The organism is Aureimonas sp. Leaf454, assembly GCF_001424685.1.
Lineage (GTDB): Bacteria > Pseudomonadota > Alphaproteobacteria > Rhizobiales > Rhizobiaceae > Plantimonas.
Genome location: NZ_LMQT01000012.1, coordinates 20,611 through 44,740 on the forward strand (window position 1 = coordinate 20,611; position 24,130 = coordinate 44,740).

General features: G+C 65.6%; 22 protein-coding genes. 9 read left to right on the forward strand and 13 right to left on the reverse strand.

Features of this window, described 5'->3' with window-relative positions; all coding sequences use genetic code 11:
- Positions 1 to 3 precede the first annotated feature (3 nt).
- A complete protein-coding gene (locus ASG43_RS08995) occupies positions 4 to 2,391 on the reverse strand; it encodes a phosphoketolase family protein (RefSeq protein ID WP_056503388.1) in 2,388 nt (795 codons plus the stop codon).
- A 116-nt stretch (positions 2,392 to 2,507) separates the two neighbouring features.
- On the reverse strand, positions 2,508 to 2,891 hold the full coding sequence (locus ASG43_RS09000; RefSeq protein WP_056503391.1) for a hypothetical protein: 384 nt from the start codon (positions 2,889 to 2,891) through the stop codon (positions 2,508 to 2,510).
- A gap of 239 nt (positions 2,892 to 3,130) precedes the next feature.
- Here ASG43_RS09000 and ASG43_RS09005 point away from each other — a divergent pair, with 239 nt between their 5' ends.
- From ASG43_RS09005 to ASG43_RS09015, 3 genes are all read left to right on the forward strand, one after another.
- Positions 3,131 to 3,322, forward strand: a complete 192-nt coding sequence (locus tag ASG43_RS09005) for a hypothetical protein (RefSeq protein WP_156386611.1) — start codon at positions 3,131 to 3,133, stop codon at positions 3,320 to 3,322.
- A 6-nt stretch (positions 3,323 to 3,328) separates the two neighbouring features.
- Positions 3,329 to 4,045 (forward strand): universal stress protein, encoded by a 717-nt coding sequence (locus ASG43_RS09010; protein WP_056503398.1) that lies wholly within the window; start codon positions 3,329 to 3,331, stop codon positions 4,043 to 4,045.
- Between the two features lie 291 nt (positions 4,046 to 4,336).
- Positions 4,337 to 6,622 carry a bifunctional diguanylate cyclase/phosphodiesterase gene (locus ASG43_RS09015; RefSeq protein ID WP_244488038.1) on the forward strand — a complete coding sequence of 762 codons (2,286 nt, stop codon included), beginning with the start codon at positions 4,337 to 4,339 and terminating at the stop codon, positions 6,620 to 6,622.
- A gap of 223 nt (positions 6,623 to 6,845) precedes the next feature.
- Here the strand turns inward: ASG43_RS09015 and ASG43_RS09020 are convergent, their stop codons facing one another.
- Positions 6,846 to 7,136: a hypothetical protein gene (locus ASG43_RS09020; protein ID WP_056503401.1), complete on the reverse strand. Its 291-nt coding sequence runs from the start codon at positions 7,134 to 7,136 to the stop codon at positions 6,846 to 6,848.
- Positions 7,137 to 7,704: 568 nt separating this feature from the next.
- Here ASG43_RS09020 and ASG43_RS09025 point away from each other — a divergent pair.
- Positions 7,705 to 8,457, forward strand: a complete 753-nt coding sequence (locus tag ASG43_RS09025; RefSeq protein ID WP_056503403.1) for a Crp/Fnr family transcriptional regulator — start codon at positions 7,705 to 7,707, stop codon at positions 8,455 to 8,457.
- A gap of 40 nt (positions 8,458 to 8,497) precedes the next feature.
- Here the strand turns inward: ASG43_RS09025 and ASG43_RS09030 are convergent, their stop codons facing one another.
- On the reverse strand, positions 8,498 to 9,073 hold the full coding sequence (locus ASG43_RS09030; protein WP_082490772.1) for a hemerythrin domain-containing protein: 576 nt from the start codon (positions 9,071 to 9,073) through the stop codon (positions 8,498 to 8,500).
- Positions 9,074 to 9,437: 364 nt separating this feature from the next.
- Between ASG43_RS09030 and ASG43_RS09035 the strand changes: the two genes are divergently transcribed.
- Both ASG43_RS09035 and ASG43_RS09040 read left to right on the forward strand, forming a co-directional pair.
- Positions 9,438 to 9,869 carry an ion channel gene (locus ASG43_RS09035; protein ID WP_056503408.1) on the forward strand — a complete coding sequence of 144 codons (432 nt, stop codon included), beginning with the start codon at positions 9,438 to 9,440 and terminating at the stop codon, positions 9,867 to 9,869.
- A 334-nt stretch (positions 9,870 to 10,203) separates the two neighbouring features.
- Positions 10,204 to 11,019, forward strand: coding sequence for a universal stress protein (locus tag ASG43_RS09040; RefSeq protein ID WP_056503411.1), 816 nt, complete (start codon positions 10,204 to 10,206; stop codon positions 11,017 to 11,019).
- Positions 11,020 to 11,391: 372 nt separating this feature from the next.
- Here ASG43_RS09040 and ASG43_RS09045 read toward each other — a convergent pair whose 3' ends face one another.
- Positions 11,392 to 12,042 carry a BON domain-containing protein gene (locus tag ASG43_RS09045; RefSeq protein ID WP_056503413.1) on the reverse strand — a complete coding sequence of 217 codons (651 nt, stop codon included), beginning with the start codon at positions 12,040 to 12,042 and terminating at the stop codon, positions 11,392 to 11,394.
- A gap of 940 nt (positions 12,043 to 12,982) precedes the next feature.
- On the opposite strand from ASG43_RS09045, the gene ASG43_RS09050 reads away from it, so the two are divergent.
- Together ASG43_RS09050 and ASG43_RS09055 are read left to right on the forward strand one after the other, a co-directional pair.
- Complete coding sequence (locus ASG43_RS09050) at positions 12,983 to 13,897, forward strand: murein L,D-transpeptidase family protein (RefSeq protein ID WP_244488039.1); 915 nt, start codon at positions 12,983 to 12,985, stop codon at positions 13,895 to 13,897.
- A gap of 257 nt (positions 13,898 to 14,154) precedes the next feature.
- Complete coding sequence (locus ASG43_RS09055) at positions 14,155 to 14,592, forward strand: YqaA family protein (protein WP_200939497.1); 438 nt, start codon at positions 14,155 to 14,157, stop codon at positions 14,590 to 14,592.
- 149 nt (positions 14,593 to 14,741) lie between these two features.
- Here the strand turns inward: ASG43_RS09055 and ASG43_RS09060 are convergent, their stop codons facing one another.
- The 4 genes from ASG43_RS09060 to ASG43_RS23515 are packed head-to-tail and all read right to left on the reverse strand — an operon-like array spanning position 14,742 to position 17,598.
- Positions 14,742 to 15,749: a metal ABC transporter substrate-binding protein gene (locus tag ASG43_RS09060; RefSeq protein WP_056503418.1), complete on the reverse strand. Its 1,008-nt coding sequence runs from the start codon at positions 15,747 to 15,749 to the stop codon at positions 14,742 to 14,744.
- Between the two features lie 21 nt (positions 15,750 to 15,770).
- Positions 15,771 to 16,655 carry a metal ABC transporter permease gene (locus ASG43_RS09065; protein WP_056503421.1) on the reverse strand — a complete coding sequence of 295 codons (885 nt, stop codon included), beginning with the start codon at positions 16,653 to 16,655 and terminating at the stop codon, positions 15,771 to 15,773.
- A complete protein-coding gene (gene aztA / locus ASG43_RS09070) occupies positions 16,652 to 17,434 on the reverse strand; it encodes a zinc ABC transporter ATP-binding protein AztA (protein ID WP_056503423.1) in 783 nt (260 codons plus the stop codon). Before aztA ends, ASG43_RS09065 begins: the two co-directional genes overlap by 4 nt.
- Positions 17,431 to 17,598 (reverse strand): hypothetical protein, encoded by a 168-nt coding sequence (locus ASG43_RS23515; protein WP_244488040.1) that lies wholly within the window; start codon positions 17,596 to 17,598, stop codon positions 17,431 to 17,433. The genes aztA and ASG43_RS23515 overlap by 4 nt, the downstream gene beginning before the upstream one ends.
- Before the next feature lie 525 nt (positions 17,599 to 18,123).
- Between ASG43_RS23515 and ASG43_RS09075 the strand changes: the two genes are divergently transcribed.
- The gene (locus ASG43_RS09075; protein WP_200939498.1) at positions 18,124 to 20,016 is read left to right on the forward strand and encodes a right-handed parallel beta-helix repeat-containing protein; all 1,893 of its coding nucleotides are present in this window, start codon (positions 18,124 to 18,126) and stop codon (positions 20,014 to 20,016) included.
- Between the two features lie 91 nt (positions 20,017 to 20,107).
- Here the strand turns inward: ASG43_RS09075 and ASG43_RS09080 are convergent, their stop codons facing one another.
- The 4 genes from ASG43_RS09080 to ASG43_RS09095 form a co-directional block, all read right to left on the reverse strand.
- Positions 20,108 to 21,235, reverse strand: a complete 1,128-nt coding sequence (locus tag ASG43_RS09080; protein WP_162244695.1) for a GNAT family N-acetyltransferase — start codon at positions 21,233 to 21,235, stop codon at positions 20,108 to 20,110.
- A gap of 322 nt (positions 21,236 to 21,557) precedes the next feature.
- Positions 21,558 to 21,815 (reverse strand): hypothetical protein, encoded by a 258-nt coding sequence (locus tag ASG43_RS23090; RefSeq protein ID WP_210168273.1) that lies wholly within the window; start codon positions 21,813 to 21,815, stop codon positions 21,558 to 21,560.
- A 309-nt stretch (positions 21,816 to 22,124) separates the two neighbouring features.
- The gene (locus tag ASG43_RS23275) at positions 22,125 to 22,769 is read right to left on the reverse strand and encodes a helix-turn-helix transcriptional regulator (protein WP_244488041.1); all 645 of its coding nucleotides are present in this window, start codon (positions 22,767 to 22,769) and stop codon (positions 22,125 to 22,127) included.
- Positions 22,770 to 23,281: 512 nt separating this feature from the next.
- Positions 23,282 to 24,085 carry a WecB/TagA/CpsF family glycosyltransferase gene (locus ASG43_RS09095; protein WP_244488042.1) on the reverse strand — a complete coding sequence of 268 codons (804 nt, stop codon included), beginning with the start codon at positions 24,083 to 24,085 and terminating at the stop codon, positions 23,282 to 23,284.
- Positions 24,086 to 24,130: the final 45 nt, after the last annotated feature.

Sequence of the window (24,130 nt, forward strand, 5' to 3'; positions counted from 1 at the left end):
GGGTCAGTCGCCCGCTTCGGCGGCCGTGCCGTAGGGCCAGGACCATCCCGTGATCTCCGGCATGTCCTCGCCGGTTTCCACGATGACCCGCTTGTGCTCCTCGAGCTTGTCGAGGAGACGTCGCCGGGCGGCTTCGCCGGCGCTGCCGAGCCCGCCGAGCCGCTCGATGGCGAGCAGCGCGAGGTTGAAGCGATCGAGCCCGTTCAGAACGACGATGTCGAAGGGGGTCGTCGTCGTGCCCTCCTCGTTGAAGCCGCGAACGTGCAGGTTGCGGTGGTTCGAGCGCCTGTAGGTCAGCCGATGGATGAGCGCGGGATAGCCGTGATAGGCGAAGACGACGGGCCTGTCCCGTGTGAAGAGGGCGTCGAAGGCGTCGTCCGTCAGTCCGTGCGGATGCTGGTCGGGCGACTGCAGGGACATGAGATCGACCACGTTCACGAACCGGATGCGCAGATCCGGGAAGGCCTGCCGCAGGAGATCGGCAGCGGCCAGAGCCTCCAGCGTCGGCACGTCGCCCGCACAGGCGAGGACGAGGTCCGGCTCCCCTGCCCCATCGTCGTGCGCGCCGGCCCAAGGCCAGATCCCGGCCCCCGCCTCGCAGTGACGGCGCGCCTCGTCGTAGGCGAGCCATTGCGGCGCCGGCTGCTTGCCGGCGACGATCACGTTGATGCGGTCGTAGGTCCGAAGACAGTGATCGGCGACATAGAGAAGCGTGTTGACGTCCGGCGGGAAGTAGACGCGGACGGTGTCGCTCTTCTTGTTGACGACATGGTCCACGAAGCCGGGATCCTGGTGGCTGAAGCCGTTGTGGTCCTGCCGCCAGACATGCGAGGTGAGAAGGTAGTTCAAGGACGCCACGGGTTTGCGCCACGGCAGTTCGCGGGACACCTTCAACCACTTGGCATGCTGGTTCACCATGGAATCCACGATGTGGATGAAGGCTTCGTAGCAGGAAAAGAGGCCGTGCCGGCCGGTGAGAAGATAGGCTTCGAGCCAGCCTTGGCAGAGATGCTCGCTGAGGACCTCCATCACGCGGCCGTCGGATGCCAGATGATCGTCGTAGGGTTCGGTCTTTTCCAGCCACGTCCGGTCCGTCACGTCGAAGACCGCGGAAAGGCGGTTCGATGCCGTCTCGTCGGGGCCGAAGAGACGGAAGTTGCGCGCCTCGGCATTCAGGACGAAGACTTGCGCCAGATAGCGGCCGAGCTCGCGTGTCGCCTCGCCCGTCGCGGCGCCCGGCCGGTCCAGAGCGAGGGCGAAAGCGGCGGGATCGGGCAGGACGAGATCCCGCTTCAGAAGACCTCCATTGGCGCGCGGGATCGCTCCCATGCGCCGCTCGCCCTTCGGCGCGAGCGAGGCGAGTTCGGGCATGAGCCGCCCCGCTTCGTCGAAGAGGTCGCCCGGCCCATAGGACCGCATCCAGGCTTCCAAAAGGTCCCGATGGGCGGCGTCGCCCCGGACGTTCGAGATCGGCACCTGATGGGCGCGCCAGAAGCCTTCGACACGCTGGCCGTCCACCTCCTTCGGACCGGTCCAGCCCTTCGGGCTGCGCAGCACGATCATCGGCCAGCGCGGCCGCTTCTGCTCGCCCATGGTCGTCCGGAACAGCGCCTGAATGGACCGGATGCGATCGAAGGCGGTGTCGAGCGCGTCGGCCATCGCCCGATGCATCGGCATCGGGTCATCGCCCTCGACGAAGATCGGATCGTAGCCGTAGCCGACGAAGAGGCTTCGCAGTTCGTCCGGCTCCATCCGGGCGAGAAGCGTCGGATTGGCGATCTTGTAGCCGTTGAGGTGGAGGATCGGCAGGACCGCGCCGTCCGTGCGCGGGTTCAGGAACTTGTTGGAGTGCCACGATGCCGCGAGCGGGCCGGTTTCCGCCTCGCCGTCGCCGACGACGCAGGCGACCACGAGATCCGGCGCGTCGAAGGCCGCGCCGAAGGCGTGCAGGAGCGCATAGCCGAGTTCGCCGCCCTCGTGGATCGAGCCCGGCGTTTCCGGCGCCGCGTGGCTCGGAATGCCGCCGGGAAAGGAGAACTGCCGAAACAGGCGTTTCATGCCGGCCGCGTCGAAGGACACGTCGGGATAGACCTCGCTATAGGTTCCCTCCAGCCAGGTGTTGGCGACCATGCCAGGCCCGCCATGACCCGGACCGCAGACATAGAGGACGGAGGCGTCGCGCTCGACGATGACGCGGTTCAGATGCGCGTAGACGAAGTTCAGCCCCGGCGTCGTGCCCCAATGGCCGAGCAGGCGCGGCTTGACGTGCTCGGGCTTCAGCGGCTCCCGCAGCAGCGGGTTGTCCATGAGATAGATCTGGCCGACGGACAGATAGTTCGCCGCCCGCCAGTAGCGGTCGAGACGGTGAAGATCGCGGTCTTCGAAGGGCATTCGACAGTCTCCAAGAGCCGGCTCGGCTGACCGCTCGATCCCACGGGGCACAACAAGAACGAATGCCGATGCTCGCCGGCCGTGACCGCGAAAGGCACCGAGCCCTTCGCACCCGATTAAGGCTTTTCGACCGAAACGATCCGAAACGTGTGCATGGCACCGCCCGACCGGATGGAGACATATTCGCCGGGCACGAAGATCTCGTCGTTGAAGCGAAAACCCTTCTGGTCCTCCTCGTCGCCCTCCTCGTCATCCATCACCCAGGAGCCGCCCGGCTTTCGCAAGAGATGCCCGATGCGCTCTCCGTGCGGACCGAAACTGCGGACCCGGCAGTCTGCGCGATGGCGGGACCATGCGTCGGGATCGATCCGGCCGTCTTCGCGCAGTGGCATGATGATGTCGTAACCGATGGACGGATCTCCGTCCGGGTGCCCCTTCTCCCGCGCCAGAGCCAGTTTGACGTGCCGGAGCGACGCTCGATGGCCGGTATCCCTCGTCATCTCGATCCTTCCATCCGCGTTGAGGCCGTGAACGCCAGCCCTTCGTTTCGCCCGCACCCTGCCCGGCGGGCGCGGTTGCGACTTTGATGCGGATCAAGACGTCAGCGCCGAAGCGGACCGGAGGCTGCGCGGAGCCGCGGACGGCATCCGGGTTCCGGCTTTGATCGACGTCAAAGCAGCGGCTTCTCCTTCGCGACAGGATCCGGACGTTCCACCTGACCGTCTTTGGGAAGATGACCATGAGCAAGGCTCGACAGATCGACATCGCGTCTTCGAACGACGAGACGCTCGGGGGTGACATCGGGGACGAAACCTCCCCCCGGCTGCACGGACTTGCCGACATCACGGTGCATGTCGACGGCGGTCCGCGGGACGAGGCAAAGATCGCCTATGCCGAGGCGATCGGTGCAGCGACGGGCGCGCATGTCTAGGCCTTCATGAGCAACCGCGTGGAGGTTCCTCTCGAAGGCCATCCCGGGATGGAATGGATCATCGCCGAGATCTGGGACCAGGCGAAGAAGACCGGCGACGCGCTTGAAGACGCGCTGCGCCAACGCCTCGACAGGATCGGTCAAATCCGGGAACTGCGACGGATCGATGCCGCGCTGCCCCAACTCTCGTCGACCGCGGCGAGGTTGGCGCGGTCGAGCGATCTCTTCATCTGCGGCCGGCCGTATGGCGGGGAACGCCACTGGCCCGAAATTCTCGAGGCGCTTCTTTTCGAAGTATGCGCGCCGGTCATTTGCCTCCCGCCGGCCGTCGAGCGTCCGCCCATCCCTCGGACGATCGTCGTCGGCTGGCGCGACACGAGCGATTGCGCCAATGCCATCAAGGCCGCCCTTCCCTTTCTCAAGGCGGCGGAGACGGTTCATCTCGTCTGCATCGCGGACAGCACGTCGGACGAGGAGCGACGCCTGGATCCGTCGGCCGACATGGCGCGGCACCTTTCGAGGCATGGCGTCGCCGTCGATGTCCGACATCTTCCGCACTGGCATCGCGCCGGCGAAGGGCTGATGAACGAAGCGGACCTCGTGGGCGCGGACATGATCGTCGCCGGCGCCTACGGACATTCCCGCTGGCGGGAGTGGATCCTTGGCGGAGCGACACGCGAGCTTTTGTCCGAGGCCCGCGTCCCGGTCTTTCTCGCACGCTGAAGGCGACGTCTTCGGCACGATCGAGGGGTCACGGCTTCAAGGCCGCAGCGAGCAACGGGGGAATCACGGCTTTCTCGTGTCGCTCGGGCCAATGGGATGGACGGATATAGGAACATCAGCAGGACGTTAAGATCTGCCCGGTAGTTTACAGGGTACGGCCGGCACAATTTCAGTATTTAGCCGTGACTGGTTCGATCGATATCCTGCTACGCATCGGCTGCGTCGCGGTCCGAATGCTGGTGTTTCTGGATGTTATCTTCGCTGAACGAAGCGACCGCGGGACGGATCAGGTTGCGGCAGCTGCAGGCCGTCGATCAACTCATCCCAGCCATGATGGTCGCCAACGTCATCTGCTCCGGCGCATTGATGCTGCTTCTCTTCGAGGTGCAGCCGGTCGTTCTGTCGGCATGGTTCGGCCTGATCGCGCTCGCCTCGCTCTGGAGGCTGTTTCAGGCCGTTCGCAAGAGCCCTCGATCCAACCGACGTTGGGCGTCTTCGCGTGCCGTTCGCAAGAGCACGCGGCAGGCCTTCATCATGGCGGCCTGTTTCATGAGCGTCCCCGCCTGGCTCCTGACGCAGACGTCGGATCTGCCGTTCGCGAGCATCGTCTGCCTGATCACCGGCATGCTCTGGGCAGGCGGCCTCGTGTTGAACAGCGTTCCCTCGGCCGCCGTCGTCTATATCTGCGTCGTATCCGGCATGACGATCGCCGGACTTTTGGCGAAGAACGCCGACCGCTACCACTTCTTCCTCTGCTTCCTCTTCCTGATCGGCGGGGCGACCGTGATCCGGAGCGTCCTGCGTCATGCAAGGCTGTTCATCGGGAGCCAGTTGCAACAGATCGATCTGGAGGATCAGAGCGAGCTGATCGGCGTTCTCCTGAAGGACTACGAGGAACAGGCGAGCGACTGGTTGTGGGAAACGGACGCAGACCTGCGTTACAAGAACGTCTCCGATCGCTTCGCGGAGGCTTTGGGGCGTTCGCCGGGCGAGATCGAGCGCGTCGCCTTCGGCTCCCTCCTCGTCAGCGACGTTCCCGGCAATCCGGAGGCGCGGCTTCTTCTCCGGGCCCATGCCCGGGCCCATTCGACGTTTCGAGACGTCGTCGTTCCCTTCGACGTGACGGGAGATCTGCGCTGGTGGTCGATCTCGGGCCGCTCCTTCTTCGATGAGACGGGTGCGTTTTCCGGCTATCGGGGCGTGTGCGCGGATATCACGGCGACCAAGCGCGCCGAGACCCGGATCGCCCATCTCGCCCATCACGACGCGCTGACCGACCTTCCGAACCGGGCGCTGTTCTCGGCCAAGCTCGATGAGGCGCTGGCGGAGGGGGGAAGCGCGACGCGCATCGCCGTGCTCAGCCTCGATCTCGACGGCTTCAAGGCGGTGAACGACCGATACGGCCATCCCGCGGGAGACACGCTGCTGACGGAGGTCGCAGGTCGCCTCCGGCGCATCGTGGAGCGCGGCGACCTCGTCGCCCGGTTCGGCGGCGACGAGTTCGTGATCCTGCGCACCGCCTTCACACAGACGCTGGAGGTGGAGACCTTCGCCGAGCGCCTGATTGCAGCCCTTCGCGCGCCGTTCGCCATCGAAGGTGACGAGGTGTCCGTCGGCGTCAGCATCGGCGTCGCCTTCGCGCCATTCGACGGACAGACCAGCGAAAGCCTCCTTCGCAACGTCGATGCGGCGCTGTACCGGGCGAAGGAGGAGGGACGCGGCACGTATCGCTTCTTCGCCGCGGAGATGGACCACACGCTCCAGGAGCGCCGTCGTCTCATCCAAGACCTGCGGCTGGCGATCGCGCGCAACGAACTGGTGCTCTACTTCCAACCCTATGTCGGCTCCGAAACGGGACTGGTCACCGGTTGCGAGGCGCTCCTTCGCTGGCGCCATCCCGATCGGGGCATGATCGCTCCGGCAGAGTTCATTCCCCTTGCGGAAGAAAGCGGCCTGATCGTCGACATCGGCGCCTGGGTGATCGAGGAAGCCTGCCGCGAAGCTGCGACATGGCCGGACGGTCAACGCATCTCCGTCAATGTCTCGCCACTGCAGTTTCGGGATCGCGAACTGCCCAAAACCATCCTCGCCGCCCTCGCGAGCAGCGGATTGTCGCCGTCGCGCCTCGAAGTCGAGGTGACGGAAACGGTCCTCGTCGCGGATGCGTCGGGCGCGCTCGACATCCTGCGCCAGGTGCGCGCGCTCGGCGTCCGGATCGCGCTCGACGATTTTGGAACTGGATATTCGTCGCTCAGCTACCTCCGGACCTTTCCCTTCGACAAGATCAAGATCGACAAGTCCTTCGTCGACGATCTCGCGGAGCGCCGCGATACCCAGGTGATCGTGCAGGCCATCCGCGACATCGCGGAAGGCCTCGGCATGTCCATCACGGCTGAGGGCGTCGAGACGCTGGAGCAGGCCACCCACCTCCGCGAGACCGGCTGCCACGAACTCCAGGGCTATCTCTACAGCCGGCCCAAACCCGCCGCGGAGCTCAGCTTCGAGCGCGTGAACGAGCCGCGGATGAACGAGGCGGGGACGGACGGCGAATGGGAACGCGGACGGGCATCGGCCTGATGACGGAGGGCGCAGGCTGTCAGGAGACCGACGCCGGCGACGTCACGCCGGATGACCCGATCCGCCGAACGGTCATCGGATCGGCGCTGCCGGGCGCGATCGACGGTCCGCCCGGCACGCCGGCCTTGCTCCGCCGTCCGTTCGATCGATGGATCGACCGAGCCGACGGAATGACGCTTTCGGCCTCAGGATCCGCGTGTCGGACGCTTGGAACATCGCGGCTTCAGCGGCGATGGGGTATGAGAAGAAGGGTGGACAGGCTGACGAGGCTGAGCATGAGAATGCCCACCAGGAGCGGATGCGCCCTCGTCTGAGCGTTCGCCTCCTTGGAGGCATCCATCACCGTATGCCGCAACACCTTCGACAGCACGCCGGACGCCTTGTCCAGCGAAGCGGCGGCTTCGTGCATGGCATGGGCCATCCGTTCCCCGCCCTCCTCGATGCCATGTTTGAAATGGGCCGCGGCATCCTCCACGGCATCGACAGCAAAGTCCTTGACGCCCGACGTCTTCATGACCGATCTCCTTTTCGACGGGCACCATCTTCCCGGCCACGTCGAAAGGCTGCTTTGATGTGGATCAACGGCTTTTTGCTTTCGATCCGAAGATGCTGTTCGCCTGCCGATTGACCGGACGAATTGCCTGACGACGCCGACGCCGACGCCGACCTTCGGAATTTCCGCTGAGAGCTTCGCTGGACGGTTCCGGGTGCCGCCTCGTCGGGAGCGACGTCGATCCGGCGGGTGCCAGGCGATGACGCGCCCGTCTCGGTGGAAATCGGGAGCAGGCCTCGATCTCGCACAGGTTGACCTTTGCGGATCGACATCGAGGCACCGCAGCGTCAGGACGATCGGCATCGCTCGCCTTCCGTCCCAAAACATCAAGCTGGACAATCACTTGGCGACAAAATGGCGCGACAGCCAAGGGATCTTCGACCCGCAGGAGTCGTCCAGCGGTTCGATCGTCATATCAACAGACGATACAAAGGCGTAGGTATGTTTGCACAGAAGCATCTGGCGCGAAGGCCGCGACGTCGCAGAGCGACGTCCCGGCTGTTCGCAAGGGTCGAGGAGGCCTCGTGTGATGCAGATCGTAGACGCCGTCAGCCATTCGAATCAGGACGAACCGGCCGCCTGTGTCGGTTGCGAAGCCCGGCACCGGGGTATCTGCGGCGCGCTCGAAGGCAGCGAACTCGCGCAGATGTCGCGCGCCTCCAGCAGGAGGGTCGTCGCGGCGGGCTGCAACATCGGGCGCATCTTTGGCCAGACCGACAGCCTCTCCAACATCCTCTCCGGCGCCGTCAGGCTGTCCAAGCGGCTGCCGGACGGGCGGCAGCAGATCGTCGGGCTTCAATTCGCACCGATGCTGGTCGGCCGGCCGTTCGATCGGGACGACACGATCGAAGCGGCGGCGGCCGGACCCGTTCGGCTGTGCACCATCCCGCGACGCAGCTTCGATGCGATGTTGGCGAAAAACCCCGATTTCGAGCGCAAGGTCCTGGAACAGACGCTCGCTTTGCTCGACGAGTCGCGCGACATGCTGATGTCGCTCGGACGCAAGACGGCCCTCGAACGCGTCGCGAGCTACGTGAAAATGATCGTCGAGCGCAACGCGGCGGCGGGCGCTGCTTCGAGCGGCGCAATCGTCATGCCGCTGACCCGCGGCGAGATGGCCGATTTCCTCGGGCTGACCATCGAAACGGTGTCCCGACGGATGACGGATCTTCGCAAGATGGGGATCGTCGCCTTTCAGAACGCGTCTTCGATCCGCCTCCTGTCCGCCGCCAAGCTGAACGAGGTGTCCGGCGACGCGATGGAGCGACGCCCGTTCGTTTGAGCCTCGCCGCTTGCGAACGAGGCGACGACGCGGCCCGGTATCAATGCCGGAGAAGATAGGCTGCATCGGCCACTTCGCTCCGGTCATAGGCATGTGACAGACACAGCAGGTCATCCGCTGTCAGCAGTCTTTCGGCGAGGGGGAAGATGACTTCGACTTCGAAGGCGACATGGCGGCGAAGACTTCGGAAAAGCGCTCTCGTTTGATAGGCCAGACGCTCGGCCTGCACGTCGCCTGCGTCTTCCAGGACGTGCCGGATGTGGTCGCCGAGATCGCTCGCGGCGTCGCAATCCTCCATATGTTCCTGCTTCAACCGGAGAAGGTTGACGGTGGTCTCGCCGTGCCCCGGCAGACGGCCCGTCAGCAGCGGGAAAAGCCAGCCCTCCTCGAGGCAGTGATGCACGCGCAGATGCGGTGCGAGATCCCGGACGAAGGCGCCGTTGCGCGCGATGTCGAAGGCGGGCAGGCCATCCGACATCATTTCCAGTTCTTCGCAGATGACGCCCTGTCGCGCGTGGAAACGACGGGCGCGCTCGATGGCGGGCCTGAAGGGCAGATGTCGAGGACCCCGCGGGCGCGGTGATCGTCGGGGCGGCTGTGACCTGTCTTTGCTCATCGCGGCGACCCACGACGCGGACCCGATGCAGTCGAGCTCATCCTCCGCGCCCGTTTTTGAAAGGATATCGTCTTATATGTGCTGGCTTCTTCGCGCATTTGACGCAGATCAAGGCCGCCGCCGCCGCGTCGCCGAATGATCTACACCATCATCCAAGAACATCTGTCGGCAGGGACAGTCTTGGCGACGACACTGCTGTGATCGGCCGCAAGAGACGGGATCGGGACCTTTGTCCGACGGAAACCAAGACGGCGTTCCGTTCCAGATGGAGCCGTCACGGCCGGCGGCACCGTCGAGGCGCGCAGGTCGATGGAAACGCCCTCGGCTTCGGCTCACGCCGTCCGCCGCAACCAAGGACCTCGTCATGACGGGCAGCCTCCTTCTCGGGACGATCATGATCGCAGCGAGCGTTTCGATCCACACGGTCGGCCTGATGCTGGTCAGCCGCCTCCTTCCGACCCTCGTCTCCGCCTTCCGGCTTCACCAACAGGGAGGGCGCATCGCTGCCATGATGTTCGTGGTGCTCGGCATCTTCCTCATCCTGACGGTCGAGATCTGGTTCTGGGCAGGATGCTACGTTCTCCTGGGCGTCATCCCGACCTTCGAGAGCGCCCTCTATTTCTCGACGACGACCTTTTCCACCGTCGGGTTCGGCGATGTCGTGCTCGCCCCGGGATGGCGATTGCTGGCCGCGCTGGAAGGCATCGGAGGCTTCCTGCTGATCGGCTGGTCGACGGCCTACCTGATCTCCGCGGGGACGCGGGTTGGCCCCTTCAAGATCGGCGAGCACTTCTGACGGTCGCAGCGATGCGATCCTGCGGACGCCCCGCCGCGGTGTGGATCCGCGCGCCGCTTCTCTGGCGCGGCGACAGAAGCGGGAAGCCTCCGGTCTTTGCGATGGATCAAAGCGGAGCTTAGCAATTCCCGCACATTGCTTCGCAAGCCCGGCGATCCGCGGCGGCACGCGACCTCGATGGCAGCGTCTCCTGCCACGCAGAGGGTGCCTGCAGCCGGCGGCGGGAGATCCGAGATGAACACGCCAAGGGAGTGATCCGATGAGTGCCGCTGAAAATGTCCTCGGGGCCGACGCCGCATCTGCCGCCCTGCGGTCGAACCGAAGGGATCCCGGGATGTTCCGGGATCTGCTTCTCTGCCTCGACGGATCCGACCACGACGACCGCATCCTCGGCTTCAGCGAGGTGGTCGTGCCGAACGGCGACGCGCATATCGAGGCCATCCTCGTGCATTCCCTTCCCACGATCATCGCGGGAGAGGTCTGGGCGGAACCCCGCGACTTCCTGAAACTCGACGCCGAGCGGGCAGAGCGAAGCGAAGAACACCTTCGCAGTCGCCTTCTGGAGTCCGGGAGGCCCTTCGAACTCCGGCGGCTCGACGTGATGCCGCATGAGGTGGAGCGCGTCGTCGCCGCGATGGCGCAGAGTTGCGATCTCGCCGTCATTCGGCGGCCCTACGCGAACAATCATCGCAACCCCTCGCTTCTCGAAGCTCTGCTGTTCCAGGGCGGCTGCGCCGTCCTCGTCGTTCCGGCGGCCTCTGGTCGCGCTCCGATCGACAGGATCGTCGTCGGCTGGCGCAACTCGGCCCAGTGCACGCATGCGATCGCCGCCGCCATGCCGCTTCTGCGGTCGGCGAAGGAGGTCTTCCTCGTCGCCGTTACGGAAGGCGACGCCGCCGAAGAAGGGCATCGCGAGCCGATGGCGGATCTCGCCCGCCACCTCGCCCGGCACGACGTCCATGCCGAGATCCGTCATCTGCCGAAATGGGACAACGCGGCGGACGCGCTCATCAACGAGGCTCGCATGACCGGTTCGAACCTGATCGTTGCCGGCGCCTACGGCCGGTCGCGGTTTCGCGAATGGATCCTCGGGGGCGTGACGCTCGGTCTGCTGACAAGCAGCGACATCCCGCTTCTCCTCGCCCATTGACCGCCGAGGGCGGAGGCGGCGGCATCGGAATGACGTTCCATGTCGCCGCCGGCCTTGGCCCGGTCGCTGCCCGCGTGTCCTCCAGCCGCCGACGCGGCGCTTCCAAGAGGCCGGTGCAACTCTTCGGCCAAGGCGTGCGAACGACACCGTCCACGGCGCAGGAGGCCCCGCCGCTCCACGAGGAGCTTTCGGGCGTATCGAAACGCGTCGCCGCATTCGCGCGCGCCGCCGGCACGCCTGTTCCACGGCGCCCCTCCCACTGCGCATGCCGGGAATGCCTTGAAAGGCGAGGAAACAGGACGGTTCACGGGCTCGCCCGTCTGGTTCTCGTGCAGCGGGACGGACGATATGGCCCGTCCCCGTTGCGGATCGTCAGGACGCCACTCGGATGTGGTCTTCGACATGCGTCACGCCCGGTGCGGACCACGCGGCCCATTCCGCGCTCTCGCGTTCGGACCAGGCCTTCACGTGGCCGGCCAGGGTGACCTCGCCTTGACGGACGTCGACCCGGATCGCGCTCGCGTCGATCATCGCGTCCCGCTTCAGTGCGTCCTCGATGCGCCGCTTGATGTCGGACGCCTGCGCGCTCGGCGAGAGTTGAACGAGGTTGGCCACGCCGACGACGCCCGGCAGATGGCGCACGGCGTCGAAGGCGGCCGTCTTCTGATATTGCCACTCCACCGTTCCCGCCAGCGTCACCCAGCCTTTCTCGACCTTGACCTGGATCGCGTCGACCGGGACCGAGGTGTTCCATCTCAGCGTGCTGACCGCGCGCCGGGCGATTTCGTCGTCCGCGGTCCGATGGGAGCCCGTCGGACGGACCTCGATCTCCTGCGCGATGCCCTTGACGCCTTTCACGCGCATGACGATGCGTTCGACCGTCGATTTCTGGGCATAGGTCGGCACATGACCGGTGATGGTGACGATGCCGTTGTCGACGGCAACGCCGATGTCGGCGCAATCGATGCTCGGTTCGAATTCGAGAGCATCCATGACGGTTTGACGAAGCTTGATGTCCAACATCTGAATCTCCTTTCAGAACGAGGCGGCGATCTCGCCACCACCAAGAGATTGACTTCTCCGAGCGCCATCAATTTTGATCGATGTCAATCCAGCGACGGAATCAACTGGTCCGGTCGAGGATTCGACTGACGGCGCCATTCGATGGCCGGCATCTCCGTGGGATCTCGCGCTGGAAAGCCCAATGCTCAGCCGCATACGGCCCGATGCGCCGAAGACGCCCGCGGCTGATCCCGCGCGACGCGTCGAAACCGCCGCAACGGGGCTCGGATGGTTCGCTCGGTGCAGCCGGTGGCCCCGTGGTGACGTTCACATGCGGCGCGGAGACTGCGGCACGAAAACGACGGCGGGAACGGCGAAGGCCGCATTCCGGCCGGCCCCTTGGCGCCGGATGCGAGCGGGAACGGCCGTCGTTCCCCTCGCCCGGTCTGGCGTTGGTCGTGTCCATTCTCTTTGCGTCCCCCGAGCGACGCTTGGCCCGTCGAAGGCTCGAACGCTTCCACTTCAGCGATCCGCACATCCGGCATCGACCCGACGACGTGGCGCTCGCAGGACCACAGTGTTCCCGTGGAGGGTTGAGAACGGCGGCGGTGTTCGGACATGCCGAGCGGACCGCGCGATCGTCGATGTCGGTCGCAGGCGCCGCTCGGCTCCTGTGGAAAGGGGCGATCGCAGGCGAATCGGCCGTGCCCTGCCTCACTTCCGCCGGATCGACGCGTCTCTTGACGGTCGCACGCAGGGGAACGAGCCCGGCGAGGCAGCGGACGGGCCGTTCACGTCCGCGCCAGCCCCGCCGTCGATGATGGCCCGACATCGACAACGTCCAGCGCTTCGGAACAGGATGCCCATGACATATCGAGCACGCGTCAGAGGTCGGGGCTCGCGTTCGGTCGCGCTCGCGTTTGCCTTGACCGCTCTGTCAGCCGTCGGCGGATGCGTGTCCATGACGGAAACAGCCTACAAGGACCTCGTTCCAGCCTATGCGGAGGTGAAGATCCGGCCGGTCGGCTCGATCCTCGTGCGCATCTTCAAGGAGGAGAGCGAGCTCGAGGTCTGGAAGCTCGGCACCGACGGACGCTATGCTCTCCAGAAGACCCATCCGCTCTGTCGCTGGTCGGGCAAGCTCGGGCCGAAGACGGCTGTCGGCGACCGTCAGGCGCCCGAGGGCTTCTACCGCGTCGCGCGCGCGCAGATGAACCCGAATTCGAAGTACCATCGCTCGTTCAATCTCGGCTATCCGAACCCGCTGGAGACATCGCTCGGCTACACCGGCGATTCCCTGATGGTGCACGGCGCGTGCTCCTCGTCCGGCTGCTTCGCCATGACCGACGAGGGCGTCGCGGAAGTCTATGGCGAGGCCGAGAAGGCCTTCGCGCTCGGACAGGGCGACTTCCAGGTCCAGTCCTTTCCGTTCCGGATGACGGCAGCCCAAATGGCGCGTCATCGCAGCGACCCGAACATCGCATTCTGGCGCAACCTGAAGCTCGGCTACGACATTTTCGAGGTGACGCGGAAGGAACCCAACGTCGATGCCTGTGGCGGGCGCTATGTCTTCGACTCACGCCGCAAGGACGGCCTGCCCATCGAGCCGGCCTCCGCCTGTCCTCCGATGGAGACCCGAATTGCGCCCGAGGTGGCTGCCAAGCGGTCCGAAGACGCCAAAACGCTGCAGGCGCTCCTGTCGGAAGGACGTGGGGGAACGCCGATGAGCTATGTCGACGGCGGCATGCATCCCCAGTTCCGGGATGTGCTGAAGCGGCTCGGCACGAAGGAGCTCGCCAGCATGACCTCCCTGACGGCCGTCCAGATCAGCCGACCCGATGCGCTGATCGACGAGGCCGCGGGATCGGAGCGCTAGGACAACCCTTTCGCGGCACGGCGACCCGGATGATCGTCGCCGTCTCGTCGATCGACAAGGGTTCGGGACGGACCAGACCGCCATGTTCGGGCCAACCCTCCGCCGCCGCCGTCACGATCGCCGCGAGCCTCTCGTCCGTCGCCACCGGACAACGCAGACCCTTGTGGCGGACGCCCCGGAATCGATCCGACCGACGAGGGCGGGACGCATAATGCAAAGCGGCGAAGATCGGCGGAGCCGTCTTTTCGGAGCCTGCAGTGACTGACCTCTCGGCCTATGCGGGCATGTTCGGCTCGGCCTTCCTCGCAGCCTCGATCCTGCCCGGCGCGTCCGAGGTGCTGCTCGTCGCGCTTCTCGTGGCGGGAACCGGGGAGCCCTGGATCGTCCTCGCATCGGCGACGATCGGAAACACGCTCGGCTCGGTCACGAACTGGGCCTTCGGTCGCTTCCTCATCCGATACCGTCAACGCCGCTGGTTTCCCGTGTCCCCGTCTCAGATCGATCGCTTTTCGAGCCTCTTCCAGCGCTATGGAATGGCGTCGCTCCTCCTGGCCTGGGCGCCGATCGTCGGCGATGCGCTGACGGTGATCGCGGGAACACTGCGCGTGCCGCTCCTGCCCTTCGCTCTCATCGTCGGCATCGGCAAACTCGGCCGCTATCTCGTCGTCGCGGGCGGCGCGCTGGCTTGGACCTGATCGCAGTCCCACGATGCCGCATGGATGCGGACCGGCGGCTCGACCGATCCGAGGACCGAGCCTGAAATGCGCGCCGCCGATGCGGCAGAGGGAACGCCGGGGTCGACGCCAGGGAGAAGGCAGCCGGCGTCCGAGACGCCTTCCCGGCGTCAGCTCGTCTTCAGCGCGGCGACGATCTGCTCGAGATTGTTCCGGACCATGCCGAGATAGGTCGCTGCCGGGCCATCCGGGCCAGAAAGGGCGTCGGAGTAGAGCGTGCCGCCGACCTTGGCGTCGGTTTCGGCGACGATGCGTTCCACGAGGCGCGGATCGCTGACGTTCTCCACGAAGACGGCCGTGATCTTCTCGGCCTTGATCTGGTCGATGATCCTGGCGACGTCGGCGGCGGATGCCTCCGCTTCGGTCGACACGCCTTCCGGCGCGATGAAGGCGACATGATAGGCCTTGGCGAAGTAGCCGAAGGCATCGTGGGAGGTGACGACCTTGCGCTGCGCCTCCGGAACCGCGGCGAGTTCCGACGTCACCCGCGCGTCCAGCGCCTCGATCTCGGCGATGAAGGCGTTGCCCTTGGCCCTATAGTCCGCGGCGTTCGCGGGATCGGCTTCTGACAGGCCCTTCACGATGTTTTCGGCATAGACGACACCGTTCGAGAGATCCTGCCAGGCATGGGGGTCGTTGGCGCCATGGTCGTGGCCGTCATCTCCGGCCTCTTCCGCCTCGGCCGTGGTTCCCTCGACCGATGCTGGGTGCTCCTGGTTCCCGTGCGTCTCGCCGGCGGCGGGACCATGATCATCGTCCTCTCCGGCGAAGGGGATCGGCGTCAGACCCGTCGTCGCGACGACCTCCGCGCCCTTGAAGCCCGCGGTCTCGACGAGGCGGGGAAGCCAGCCCTCGAACTCCAGGCCGTTGACGACGAGAAGCTGGGCCTCGCCGACGGCGCGCGCGTCGGAGGGCGTCGGCTCGTAGACATGGGCGTCGCCGTCCGGTCCGACGAGCGTCGTCAGCGCGACATGATCGCCGCCGATCTCCTTTACCATGTCGCCGAGGATCGAGAAGGAGGCGACGACCTTGATGGGCTCCTCGCCTCGGGCGGGTGAGAGGAGAGCGACGAGCGAGCCGGACAGGGCGAGCGTTCGGACCAGTTGCGAGAGGCGCATGGGAAATCCTCGGGTTGGACGTCAGTGGTGGAAGTGGGGCCGGCGCACGTTGCGCGCCGCGACGCTGTCGAAGCGGCCGAAGAGGACCGACACGGCATAGGCGGCGCTCGCCGACAGGATGATCGCGGGTGAGGCCGGCAGGTCCTGATGATAGGAGACGAGAAGCCCGACGATCGATGCGCCGAGGCCGATCGAGGCGGAGACCAGCATCTGGCCGGGCACCGTCTCGGCCCAGAAGCGCGACGAGGCGGCGGGCAGCATCATGATGCCGACGACCATCAGCGTGCCCAGAGCCTGGAACCCGCCGACGAGGTTGAGGACGACGAGCGTCACGAAGAGCATGTGAACGAGGCCCCCGCCCCCGCCGACCGAGCGCAGGAAGCCGGGATCGAGACCATCGGCGATCAGCGGGCGGTAGAGGATCGCGAGGGCGAGGAGCGTCACGGTCGAGATCGACGCCATCAGGAGGACGGCCGGATCGTTCAAGGCGAGCACGGTGCCGAAGAGCACGTGAAGGAGGTCGATGTTCGAGCCGTGGATCGAGACGAGGAGGACGCCGAGCCCGAGCGAGGAGAGGTAGAAGGCGGCGAAGCTCGCATCCTCTCGCAAGGGCGTGAAGCGCGAGACGAGGCCCGCCAGAACGGCGACGGCCAGACCCGTCACCATGCCGCCGACCGTCATGGCGACGAGCGAGAAACCCGCGAGAAGAAAGCCGACGGCGGCGCCCGGCAGGATCGCATGGCTCATCGCGTCGCCGACGAGGCTCATCCGCCGGAGGACGAGCAGGACGCCGAGAGGACAGGCGCCGAAGGCGAGCGCGAGGCAGCCGGCCAGCGCCCGGCGCATGAAGCCGTAGGACAGGAAGGGCGAAAGCGCGATCTCGTAGGCCGCATGAAGGAGCGTCATGCCGCGCTCCGCTCGGACAAGGGCGCATGGCGGTGCGGAGCGCCGAAACGGGGATCCTCCGCCCAGGCCTCGCTGAGACTGCGCGCCGCGCGAAGCCGCTCGGGGGAGAGAATGTCAGCCGTTCGGCCCCAGCCGACGAGCTCGCGCGCGATCAGCAGCGTCTGCGGGACGTGCTCGCGCACGAGATCCATGTCGTGCAGCACCACGATGATCGTGCGCCCCTCACCGTGCCAGCGGCGCATGACGGCGAGAAGATCCATCATCGTGCGGGTGTCGATGGCCGTGAAGGGCTCGTCGAGAAGCAGGAGGCGCGCATCCTGAACGAGGACTCGGGCGAAGAGCGCGCGCTGCAGCTGCCCGCCGGACAACGTGCCGATGGTGCGGTTCTCGAAGCCGCCGAGCCCGACGCTCTCGATCGCCTCCTCGATGCGCGCGAGAGCCCGGCCGCCGATCCGCCCGAAGGGGCCCGCCTCGCGCCAGGCGCCGAGCGAGACGAGATCGGCGACGGTCACCGGAAACGACCGATCGAGTTCGCTCGCCTGGGGAAGATAGGCGATGTCCCGCCTTCTGATCCCGTCGAGATGGATGCGGCCTTCGGCGACCGGCAAAAGGCCCATGATCGCCTTCAGGAGCGTCGACTTGCCCGCGCCGTTCGGTCCGACGACGGCGGTGAGCGAGCCGGGCGCGAAGGCGCCGGACACGTGGTGGACGGCGGGATGCCGCCGATAGGCGACCGTCAGGTCATCCAGACGAACGGCTGGCTCCGGGAATGGGCTCACGCGAAAGGCTCCAGCGCGAAGGCGACGAAGAGCCAGAGCACGAGGATCGGCGCCGCCACGATGACGGCCCGCCGAAGCGCGGAGGCGCGCAAGGCGGACCGGGAGTGCCTGCGTCGCATGGCTTGCGGACCTCCGGGCGCGGCGCTGGCGGATCGCTGGATCATGGCTTCCCTTCATCGGCGACCGACGATCGGTCATGTCGTCCTCCCCGGGATGCTCTAGCAATTATGTTATAAAGTAACAAGCAGGCTGCGCAGATGTGGCGGGCGTTTCTTTTCGACGGCACCGCGTGCCCCGTCCCGCACTGCGAGACGCGAATCAACGTCTTCTCGAACCCCATCTAGAGGCCGCCCAAAGACGGCGAAAACGTGTTGAAATCGCGATCCCCTCAACTACAGGATGATCAATCGCCTATCCAACCGAGATGGCGTCAACATTGAAATGCAAAGCCAATCCCAAGTCCCAGATCCCCAATGCGACTGAAAGCTGCATAAATCGTTTTTTCACATTTAGGTCTTGTTCTAAACTCAAGTTCACCCCGTCGAAATGAAATTGAGAGCTACATGCCTGCAACGAATACTTTGACCAGCGGCCCTGTTAACATTCAGACACCCGCCAATTCTATCGCCTTATCTATCGGAGACAATTACCAGAGCCGAGTGAATGCGGCTCCCGAAGGTTCGACCTTCGTGTTCGAAAGCGGAGTCCATCGTCTGGCACAGGCGATCGTCCCGAAGAACGGCCAGACCTTCATCGGTCAGGAGGGCGCCGTCCTCGATGGGTCCCGCACGCTGACCAGCTTCGAGCGGGAGGGTTCCCTGTTCGTTGCGGGAGGCCAGACGCAGGAGGGCCTCCGCATCGCGACCGACGAGGCGATCGCGCCGCGTGGCGGCTATCCCGAGACGCTGTTCATCGACGGCCGTCCGTTGACTCCCGTGGGCTCTGTCGCCGACGTCACGGCGGGAACGTTCTTCTTCGACTATGCCGCAGACAAGATCTTCCTGGCGGACAACCCGGCCGGTCATACGGTTGAGGCCGGCGTCGCCAGCGCCGCTTTCGAGTCCGACGCCTCCGGCGTCGGCATTTCCAATCTCGTCATCCAGCAGTTCAACGCGCCGACGCAGCACGGCGCCATTCAGGGCGGGGAAGGCTGGACGATCCAGAACAACGAAGTCCGCTCGAACTACGGCGTCGGCATCACGGCTCAGGGTGGAAGCCAGATCATCGGCAACCATGTCCATGACAACGGCCAGATGGGCATCGGCGGCAACGGCGCCGACATCGTCGTCGAGGGCAACGAGATCGCCTCGAACGGCACGTGGTCGGGAATCGATCCGTTCTGGGAAGGCGGCGGCACGAAGTTCGCGGAAACGACGGCCCTCATCGTGCGCGACAACTACAGCCACGACAATCGCGGCTTTGGCCTCTGGACCGACATCGACAACATCGGGACGCTCTACGAGGGCAATCTCGTGGTCAACAACGACGGCGGCGGCATCAACCACGAGATCTCCTACGACGCCGTCATCCGCAACAACACCTTCGCGGGAAATGGCACGGCCGCACAGGGCGACTGGCTCTGGGGCGCCGCCGTGCAGATCCAGAATTCCCAGAATGTGGAGATCTATGGCAACCGCATCGACATGTCGGACGGCCTGAACGGCATCGCGCTCATTCAGCAGGACCGCGGCGCCGGCGCCTATGGCGCGTACACGACCACGGGCAACACGATCCACGACAACGTTCTCGTCTCGACCGGCGGGGACGGCCGCTCCGGCGGCGTCGCCGATTTCAACGAAGCCGGACTTCTCGACGGCAACAACGTCTTCAGCAACAACCAGTACTACATGGACGGCGGGAACCACTGGTGGTGGGGTGATTTCGCGAGCGGCGACACTTGGGCCGCCTACCAGGCCGACACCAACCAGGACAACGGATCGGTCGTGATCGAGGGCACACCGCCCGACACGCTGGCCTGGCTGTCGGAAACGGGATCGATCGTGGTCGAACCCGTAGTCACAGAGCCCGTCATCACCGAGCCCGTCGTCACCGAGCCCGCTTTGCCGGAGCCCGCCGCGCCGGAGGCCGAAGCGCCCGCGACTCCGGATCGTCCCGCCGAGCCGGCGCCCGTTCCGTCCGGGGAGGCTCCCGTCGTCGATGTACCCGCGACCACGCCGGCCACGAGCGGCAGGCCTGTCTCGGCCGATGGCACCGATATCGTCGGCACCGCCGGTGCGGACGTTCTGCGCGGCCAGCCCGGTTCCGTCGAGATCTACGGACTGGCGGGCGACGACACGCTGCACGCCGATGTGGCGAACGAGCTTCTCTTCGGCGGAGCGGGGTCCGATCTCTTCGTCTTCACGGATGACGGCAGCACCGACTCGATCGAGGATATGGTGCTGGACGGTGCACAGCACGACCGTGTTTCGCTGCCCGCGGACCTCTTCGCCTCGTTCGACGACGTGCTCGACGTGGCGGTGGATACGGCCGACGGCGCCGTGATCCTCGTCGGCAGCAGCCAAGTCATCATCAATGAGACGAACGTCGCATCGCTCCAGGCGAACGATTTCCTCTTCGTCTGATGTCTTTGTCCGGCCGGCCCCCAAGCGGAGGCCGGCCGGACATCCGTACCGTCGCCTGCCCTTGCCGTTTCCCATCGGCCAAAGGCAAGGGTCAGGGCACGGGCATCTCCCGGCCGGCCGCCTTCGCCCGGCCGATCTTCGCCGCCCGGAGCCAGATGTGGCGCAGGCGGGGAAGCCACCGGGCCTTCAGAGCCCGCGCGAGGGATTTCAACCGCCATTGCATGAGCGCACCGCCGGCGACGAGACAAAGGGCGGGGGATCGGCCGGGCCGGACGTCGAAGACGGCGTCGCCGACGTCCACTCGTCCGCTCCAGAACTCGGCCATGTATCCGTCGTCGCGATGATTGCATGAATCCGCCAGGTCGAGGGTTCGCGACGCCTGGAACGAGGCCGTCACGTCCTCGAGGAGCAGAAGGCCCGGTCCGCAGGCTCGTCTCGTCTCGTCGTAGGCCGTCTTCCAGGTGAAGGCCGTGCGCCCCGAGGTCAGGACGAGCTGAAGGGCGACGGGTCTGCCGGCGACGCTGAGCGTCGAGATGGACGCAAGGCCCGACGCGGAAAGCGCCGGCACGGCCGCACGGAAGAACGCGGCGAGGTTCGGCGTCCGCAAAATCGCCTGCCCGCGCCGCGTTCCACGACCCTTCCAGCCGGCGGCTTCCAGGGCAAGGAACGCCTCCAGGTCGGCCGCGACGTCGTCGGGTCGCGTGGATTGCGACAGGCAGACGGCTCCCTCCTCCGCCAGACGCCGCCGCTTCTGCCGGAGCGCTTTGGCGCGACTGCGGCTCATGGGAACGGCGGGCGCTGCCGCATCGAGACAAGGCCGCCGCCTCGGATCCAGATGGAAGACACGGATGTCCAAGGCGTGACACGCCATCTGCAAAGCCTTGCCCATCGGACCCGCCCGATGGACCGCGTGCAGTTCGACGATCTTCGGCAAGTCCGGCGCGTCGCGGATGGCCTTCAGGAAACGATCGAGAACCGGAAGAAGGAACGCGCCGTCGATCACCGGCGTCCCGAGTGCGGCATGGTCGTGCACCGGGCTCGTGAGGACCGGAATCGGCAAGCCCGAAGACGGACGGCAGACGAGGAAGGCCCAGGCGCCGAGGAGCCGCGCGTCGGCGCAGCAGGACGCGGCTTCCCAGGCGAGGAGGACGTGAATGGCGCGGCCGCTGCAGGCGGCAGCGGCGCAAACGAGCGCCGGCTCCAAGAATGCGTTCGTCACCGCCGCACGTCGGACGAGGTCGCGCCATTCGGACTCCAAGGCCGCGAAGCGCTCGCACGTGGCCAACTCGATGGACACGGCGGGGTGAGCGGTCGCGCACCGGACCAAAGCTGCCCGTCCCGAGCCGAGGGCCCGGGCCATCGCCACCGGGCTCACCATGGGCGGGATCGACCCGGACGCAAGCCGCGACTTGTCTCCGCCATGGCGCGCTCGCCTCCCCTGTCCACGTTCGTTCCTCCCGGCTTCCTCCTCGCCGTTACGGCGACGACGCCAATCCTGCCGAAGCATAAGGCGGCAAAAGCACCGGAAGCCGTCGGCCTCTTCAGTCCGGCTCCGCCGTTTCCGTTGCGGCGGTTCGCCGGCGACGCCTCGGCTTCGGGGGCGTCGTCTCGAGCGCCGCCTTGCCGGCATCCGTGACGACCCATTCCCACACGCCGCCCTGCGTCACGCGGTATTCCGTCCAACCCCGGCGCACGCAGGACAGGAGTGTGATCGGACTGGGCACGAGCGTGCGATCGCTCGCCGACGCATGGCGTAGCTGCATCAACCATTGGCGCTGTCCGGGGGTCGGCTTTGACATGACGCGAGCATGGAGCCAGCGCCTGTTCCGATCGAGGCTATCTCCGGTGGTAACCCGAAAGCTTCAACCGCTGCGTGTTCGAACGACAGGTGATCGATGGCGACGAGCCGTTCCGGCAACGCCTCGCCGGTCGGCGCCCCTGTCGAGGGTGAAGCGCCGGTATCCGGCGCATCTCGGCGCGCGGCACCGTCGGTGCGCCGAAATTCATGTCGAAGGCGGCGCCGTCAAGCTCGAACACACCGCCCGACCCGCTGTCGACGACAGCTTTTCCCACGAATGGATTCGGCCTCGACTGCACGGATCCAGCCATCAACGATGATAGGACGGCAGGCCTCCGAGCGACCGGGACTTGATCAGCGACAGCGTGGCCGGCGGATCGACATGCGCCAACCTGCCCTCCTCCGCATCGTCGCCGTCAGGATGCTCCCGGCCGTCTCCATTCACCGTCAACGGTGGCGGAATGGACAGGGCGGACGACAGGCCGTTGGCCGGCGAGGAGATCCGATGCATCCGATTGATCGCCCAGACGGCGGCCTGCGTGCGGTTGGCGACGCTGATCTTGCGCAGGATCGCCTTCAGATGGACCTTCACGGTCGCTTCGGTGATGTTGCATCGCCGAGCGATGACCTTGTTGGAGTGACCCTTGACGAGGCAGTCGAGAATTTCGAATTCCCGATCCGACAGGCCCTCGCGACGCGATGAGACCATGACGTTCTGGATGGGCGGCACGGCTTCGTGCACGAGGTCGTTGCCGTCGCGCGGCGGGTTCGGCAGATCTCCGGCCGACGTCGTAGCGTCGCTGAGCTCGATCACGTCGCTGGATGTCGACACTTCGATCCGATCATCCGGCGGAGGATCGTCGTCGCCGGATTCCGGATCGACGATGAAGACGCTTTGGCTCTTCAGCACGAGTTCGAGGCTGAGGCAGAGGACTTCGGCGGAAATCGACTTCAACAGGACCCCGTCGAGGCCACAATGAGCGGCCTCCCAGCGTTGCTTTTCGGAACAGGAGTTGATGAGGAGAACGACGTGACTACCCGGATGCGCATGTTTGAAGGCCGAGATCTTCTGAAGATCAGAAGGCGAGGCCGTCTGACACCCGATCAGAAAGAGCAGCTCCGCCGACGAAGCTGCAAGCTTCTGTTCCATGTCTTCGAATTCGGAATAGACCGCTTGGATCTTGAACCTCGATTGCTGCAGTAGAGACGCCAAACCCTCTCGAAAGAGTTGACCCTCGTCACAGATCACGACTGCCGCACGCTTCCCCATGTACCCGCACCCCACCAAACAACAGGAGACCGCTTTTCATTCATGCTCGAACTTCGATGCAACGTCATGCCACCACTCGTCGGAGACAGGATCGAAATGCAAAACTCACAACCATCGGTTAGGAAGTCTACACCCCTGAGCAAGTCTAATTAGTCTTGCTGACATACAATCCTACCGTTAGGTGAACAAAACAAGCTTTATTTTATGAGCCGTCGCGGCTTGTTGTTCCCACGCAAAACCCTGAACAAGAACAGTGGGATCATCGTGAAGTAGCGACGATAAAGGCGTCGAGGCTCGCTGATCAGGCGAAAGAACCATTCCAGTCCGCAACGTTGCATCCAATACGGTGCCTGGCGTTTCCTGCCGGAGAGGAAGTCGAACGCCGCGCCGACTCCGATCATGACGGGAACGTCCAGCCGGCCCCGGTGACTGTTCATCCAGCGCTCCTGTTTGGGCGTGCTGAGCCCGACCCAGAGAATGTCCGGCTTGGCCCGATTGATCGTCTCGACGAGATCCGCATCCTCGGCATCCGTCATGGGGCGAAAGGGCGGCGACACCACGCCGACCACGTCGAGGCCCGGATTCTCCGCCTGGAGGCGCAGCCGGAGTTCGTCCGCGACGCCCTCCGCGCCGCCGTAGTAGAAATGACGATGACCGGTCCTCGGCGCGCGCGCGCTCAACCGGCGCATGAGATCGGGGCCATAGACGCGGCGGACTGCGGAGAGGCCTCGGGCATGCGCCATCCAGACGAGCGGCATGCCGTCGGGCGTGACGAGCCCCGCCTCTTCGTGGATCTTGCGCAGGGCCGCATCCCGACCGCACTCGATGACGCCGTGGACACCCGTGATGCAGACATAGGTGCGGGCTCGCGCCTCCACCCATTGCTCGATCGATCGCACGGCCTGTTCCGGATCGATCGCGCTGATCGGAACGTCGAGGACGTCGAAGGTCGCCGGCCGCCAAGACGGCGCGAAATTGATGCTGGGATCTAAGACGCTCACGGCAGTTGACCTCGCTCGGACAGGACGGTTTGGCAGGTGACGGCG

Excerpts from the sequence above, each read along its gene's own strand:
- ASG43_RS09030 (WP_082490772.1), bottom strand. The coding sequence starts at position 9,073 with ATGAGCAAAGACAGGTCACAGCCGCCCCGACGATCACCGCGCCCGCGG.
- ASG43_RS09065 (WP_056503421.1), bottom strand. The coding sequence starts at position 16,655 with ATGACGCTCCTTCATGCGGCCTACGAGATCGCGCTTTCGCCCTTCCTG.
- ASG43_RS23090 (WP_210168273.1), bottom strand. The coding sequence starts at position 21,815 with ATGTCAAAGCCGACCCCCGGACAGCGCCAATGGTTGATGCAGCTACGC.
- ASG43_RS09045 (WP_056503413.1), bottom strand. The coding sequence starts at position 12,042 with ATGTTGGACATCAAGCTTCGTCAAACCGTCATGGATGCTCTCGAATTC.
- ASG43_RS09040 (WP_056503411.1), top strand. The coding sequence starts at position 10,204 with ATGTTCCGGGATCTGCTTCTCTGCCTCGACGGATCCGACCACGACGAC.
- ASG43_RS23515 (WP_244488040.1), bottom strand. The coding sequence starts at position 17,598 with ATGATCCAGCGATCCGCCAGCGCCGCGCCCGGAGGTCCGCAAGCCATG.
- ASG43_RS09020 (WP_056503401.1), bottom strand. The coding sequence starts at position 7,136 with ATGAAGACGTCGGGCGTCAAGGACTTTGCTGTCGATGCCGTGGAGGAT.
- ASG43_RS08995 (WP_056503388.1), bottom strand. The coding sequence starts at position 2,391 with ATGCCCTTCGAAGACCGCGATCTTCACCGTCTCGACCGCTACTGGCGG.
- ASG43_RS09035 (WP_056503408.1), top strand. The coding sequence starts at position 9,438 with ATGACGGGCAGCCTCCTTCTCGGGACGATCATGATCGCAGCGAGCGTT.
- ASG43_RS09010 (WP_056503398.1), top strand. The coding sequence starts at position 3,329 with ATGAGCAACCGCGTGGAGGTTCCTCTCGAAGGCCATCCCGGGATGGAA.
- ASG43_RS09025 (WP_056503403.1), top strand. The coding sequence starts at position 7,705 with ATGCAGATCGTAGACGCCGTCAGCCATTCGAATCAGGACGAACCGGCC.
- ASG43_RS09060 (WP_056503418.1), bottom strand. The coding sequence starts at position 15,749 with ATGCGCCTCTCGCAACTGGTCCGAACGCTCGCCCTGTCCGGCTCGCTC.
- ASG43_RS09005 (WP_156386611.1), top strand. The coding sequence starts at position 3,131 with ATGAGCAAGGCTCGACAGATCGACATCGCGTCTTCGAACGACGAGACG.
- ASG43_RS09000 (WP_056503391.1), bottom strand. The coding sequence starts at position 2,891 with ATGACGAGGGATACCGGCCATCGAGCGTCGCTCCGGCACGTCAAACTG.
- ASG43_RS09050 (WP_244488039.1), top strand. The coding sequence starts at position 12,983 with ATGACGGAAACAGCCTACAAGGACCTCGTTCCAGCCTATGCGGAGGTG.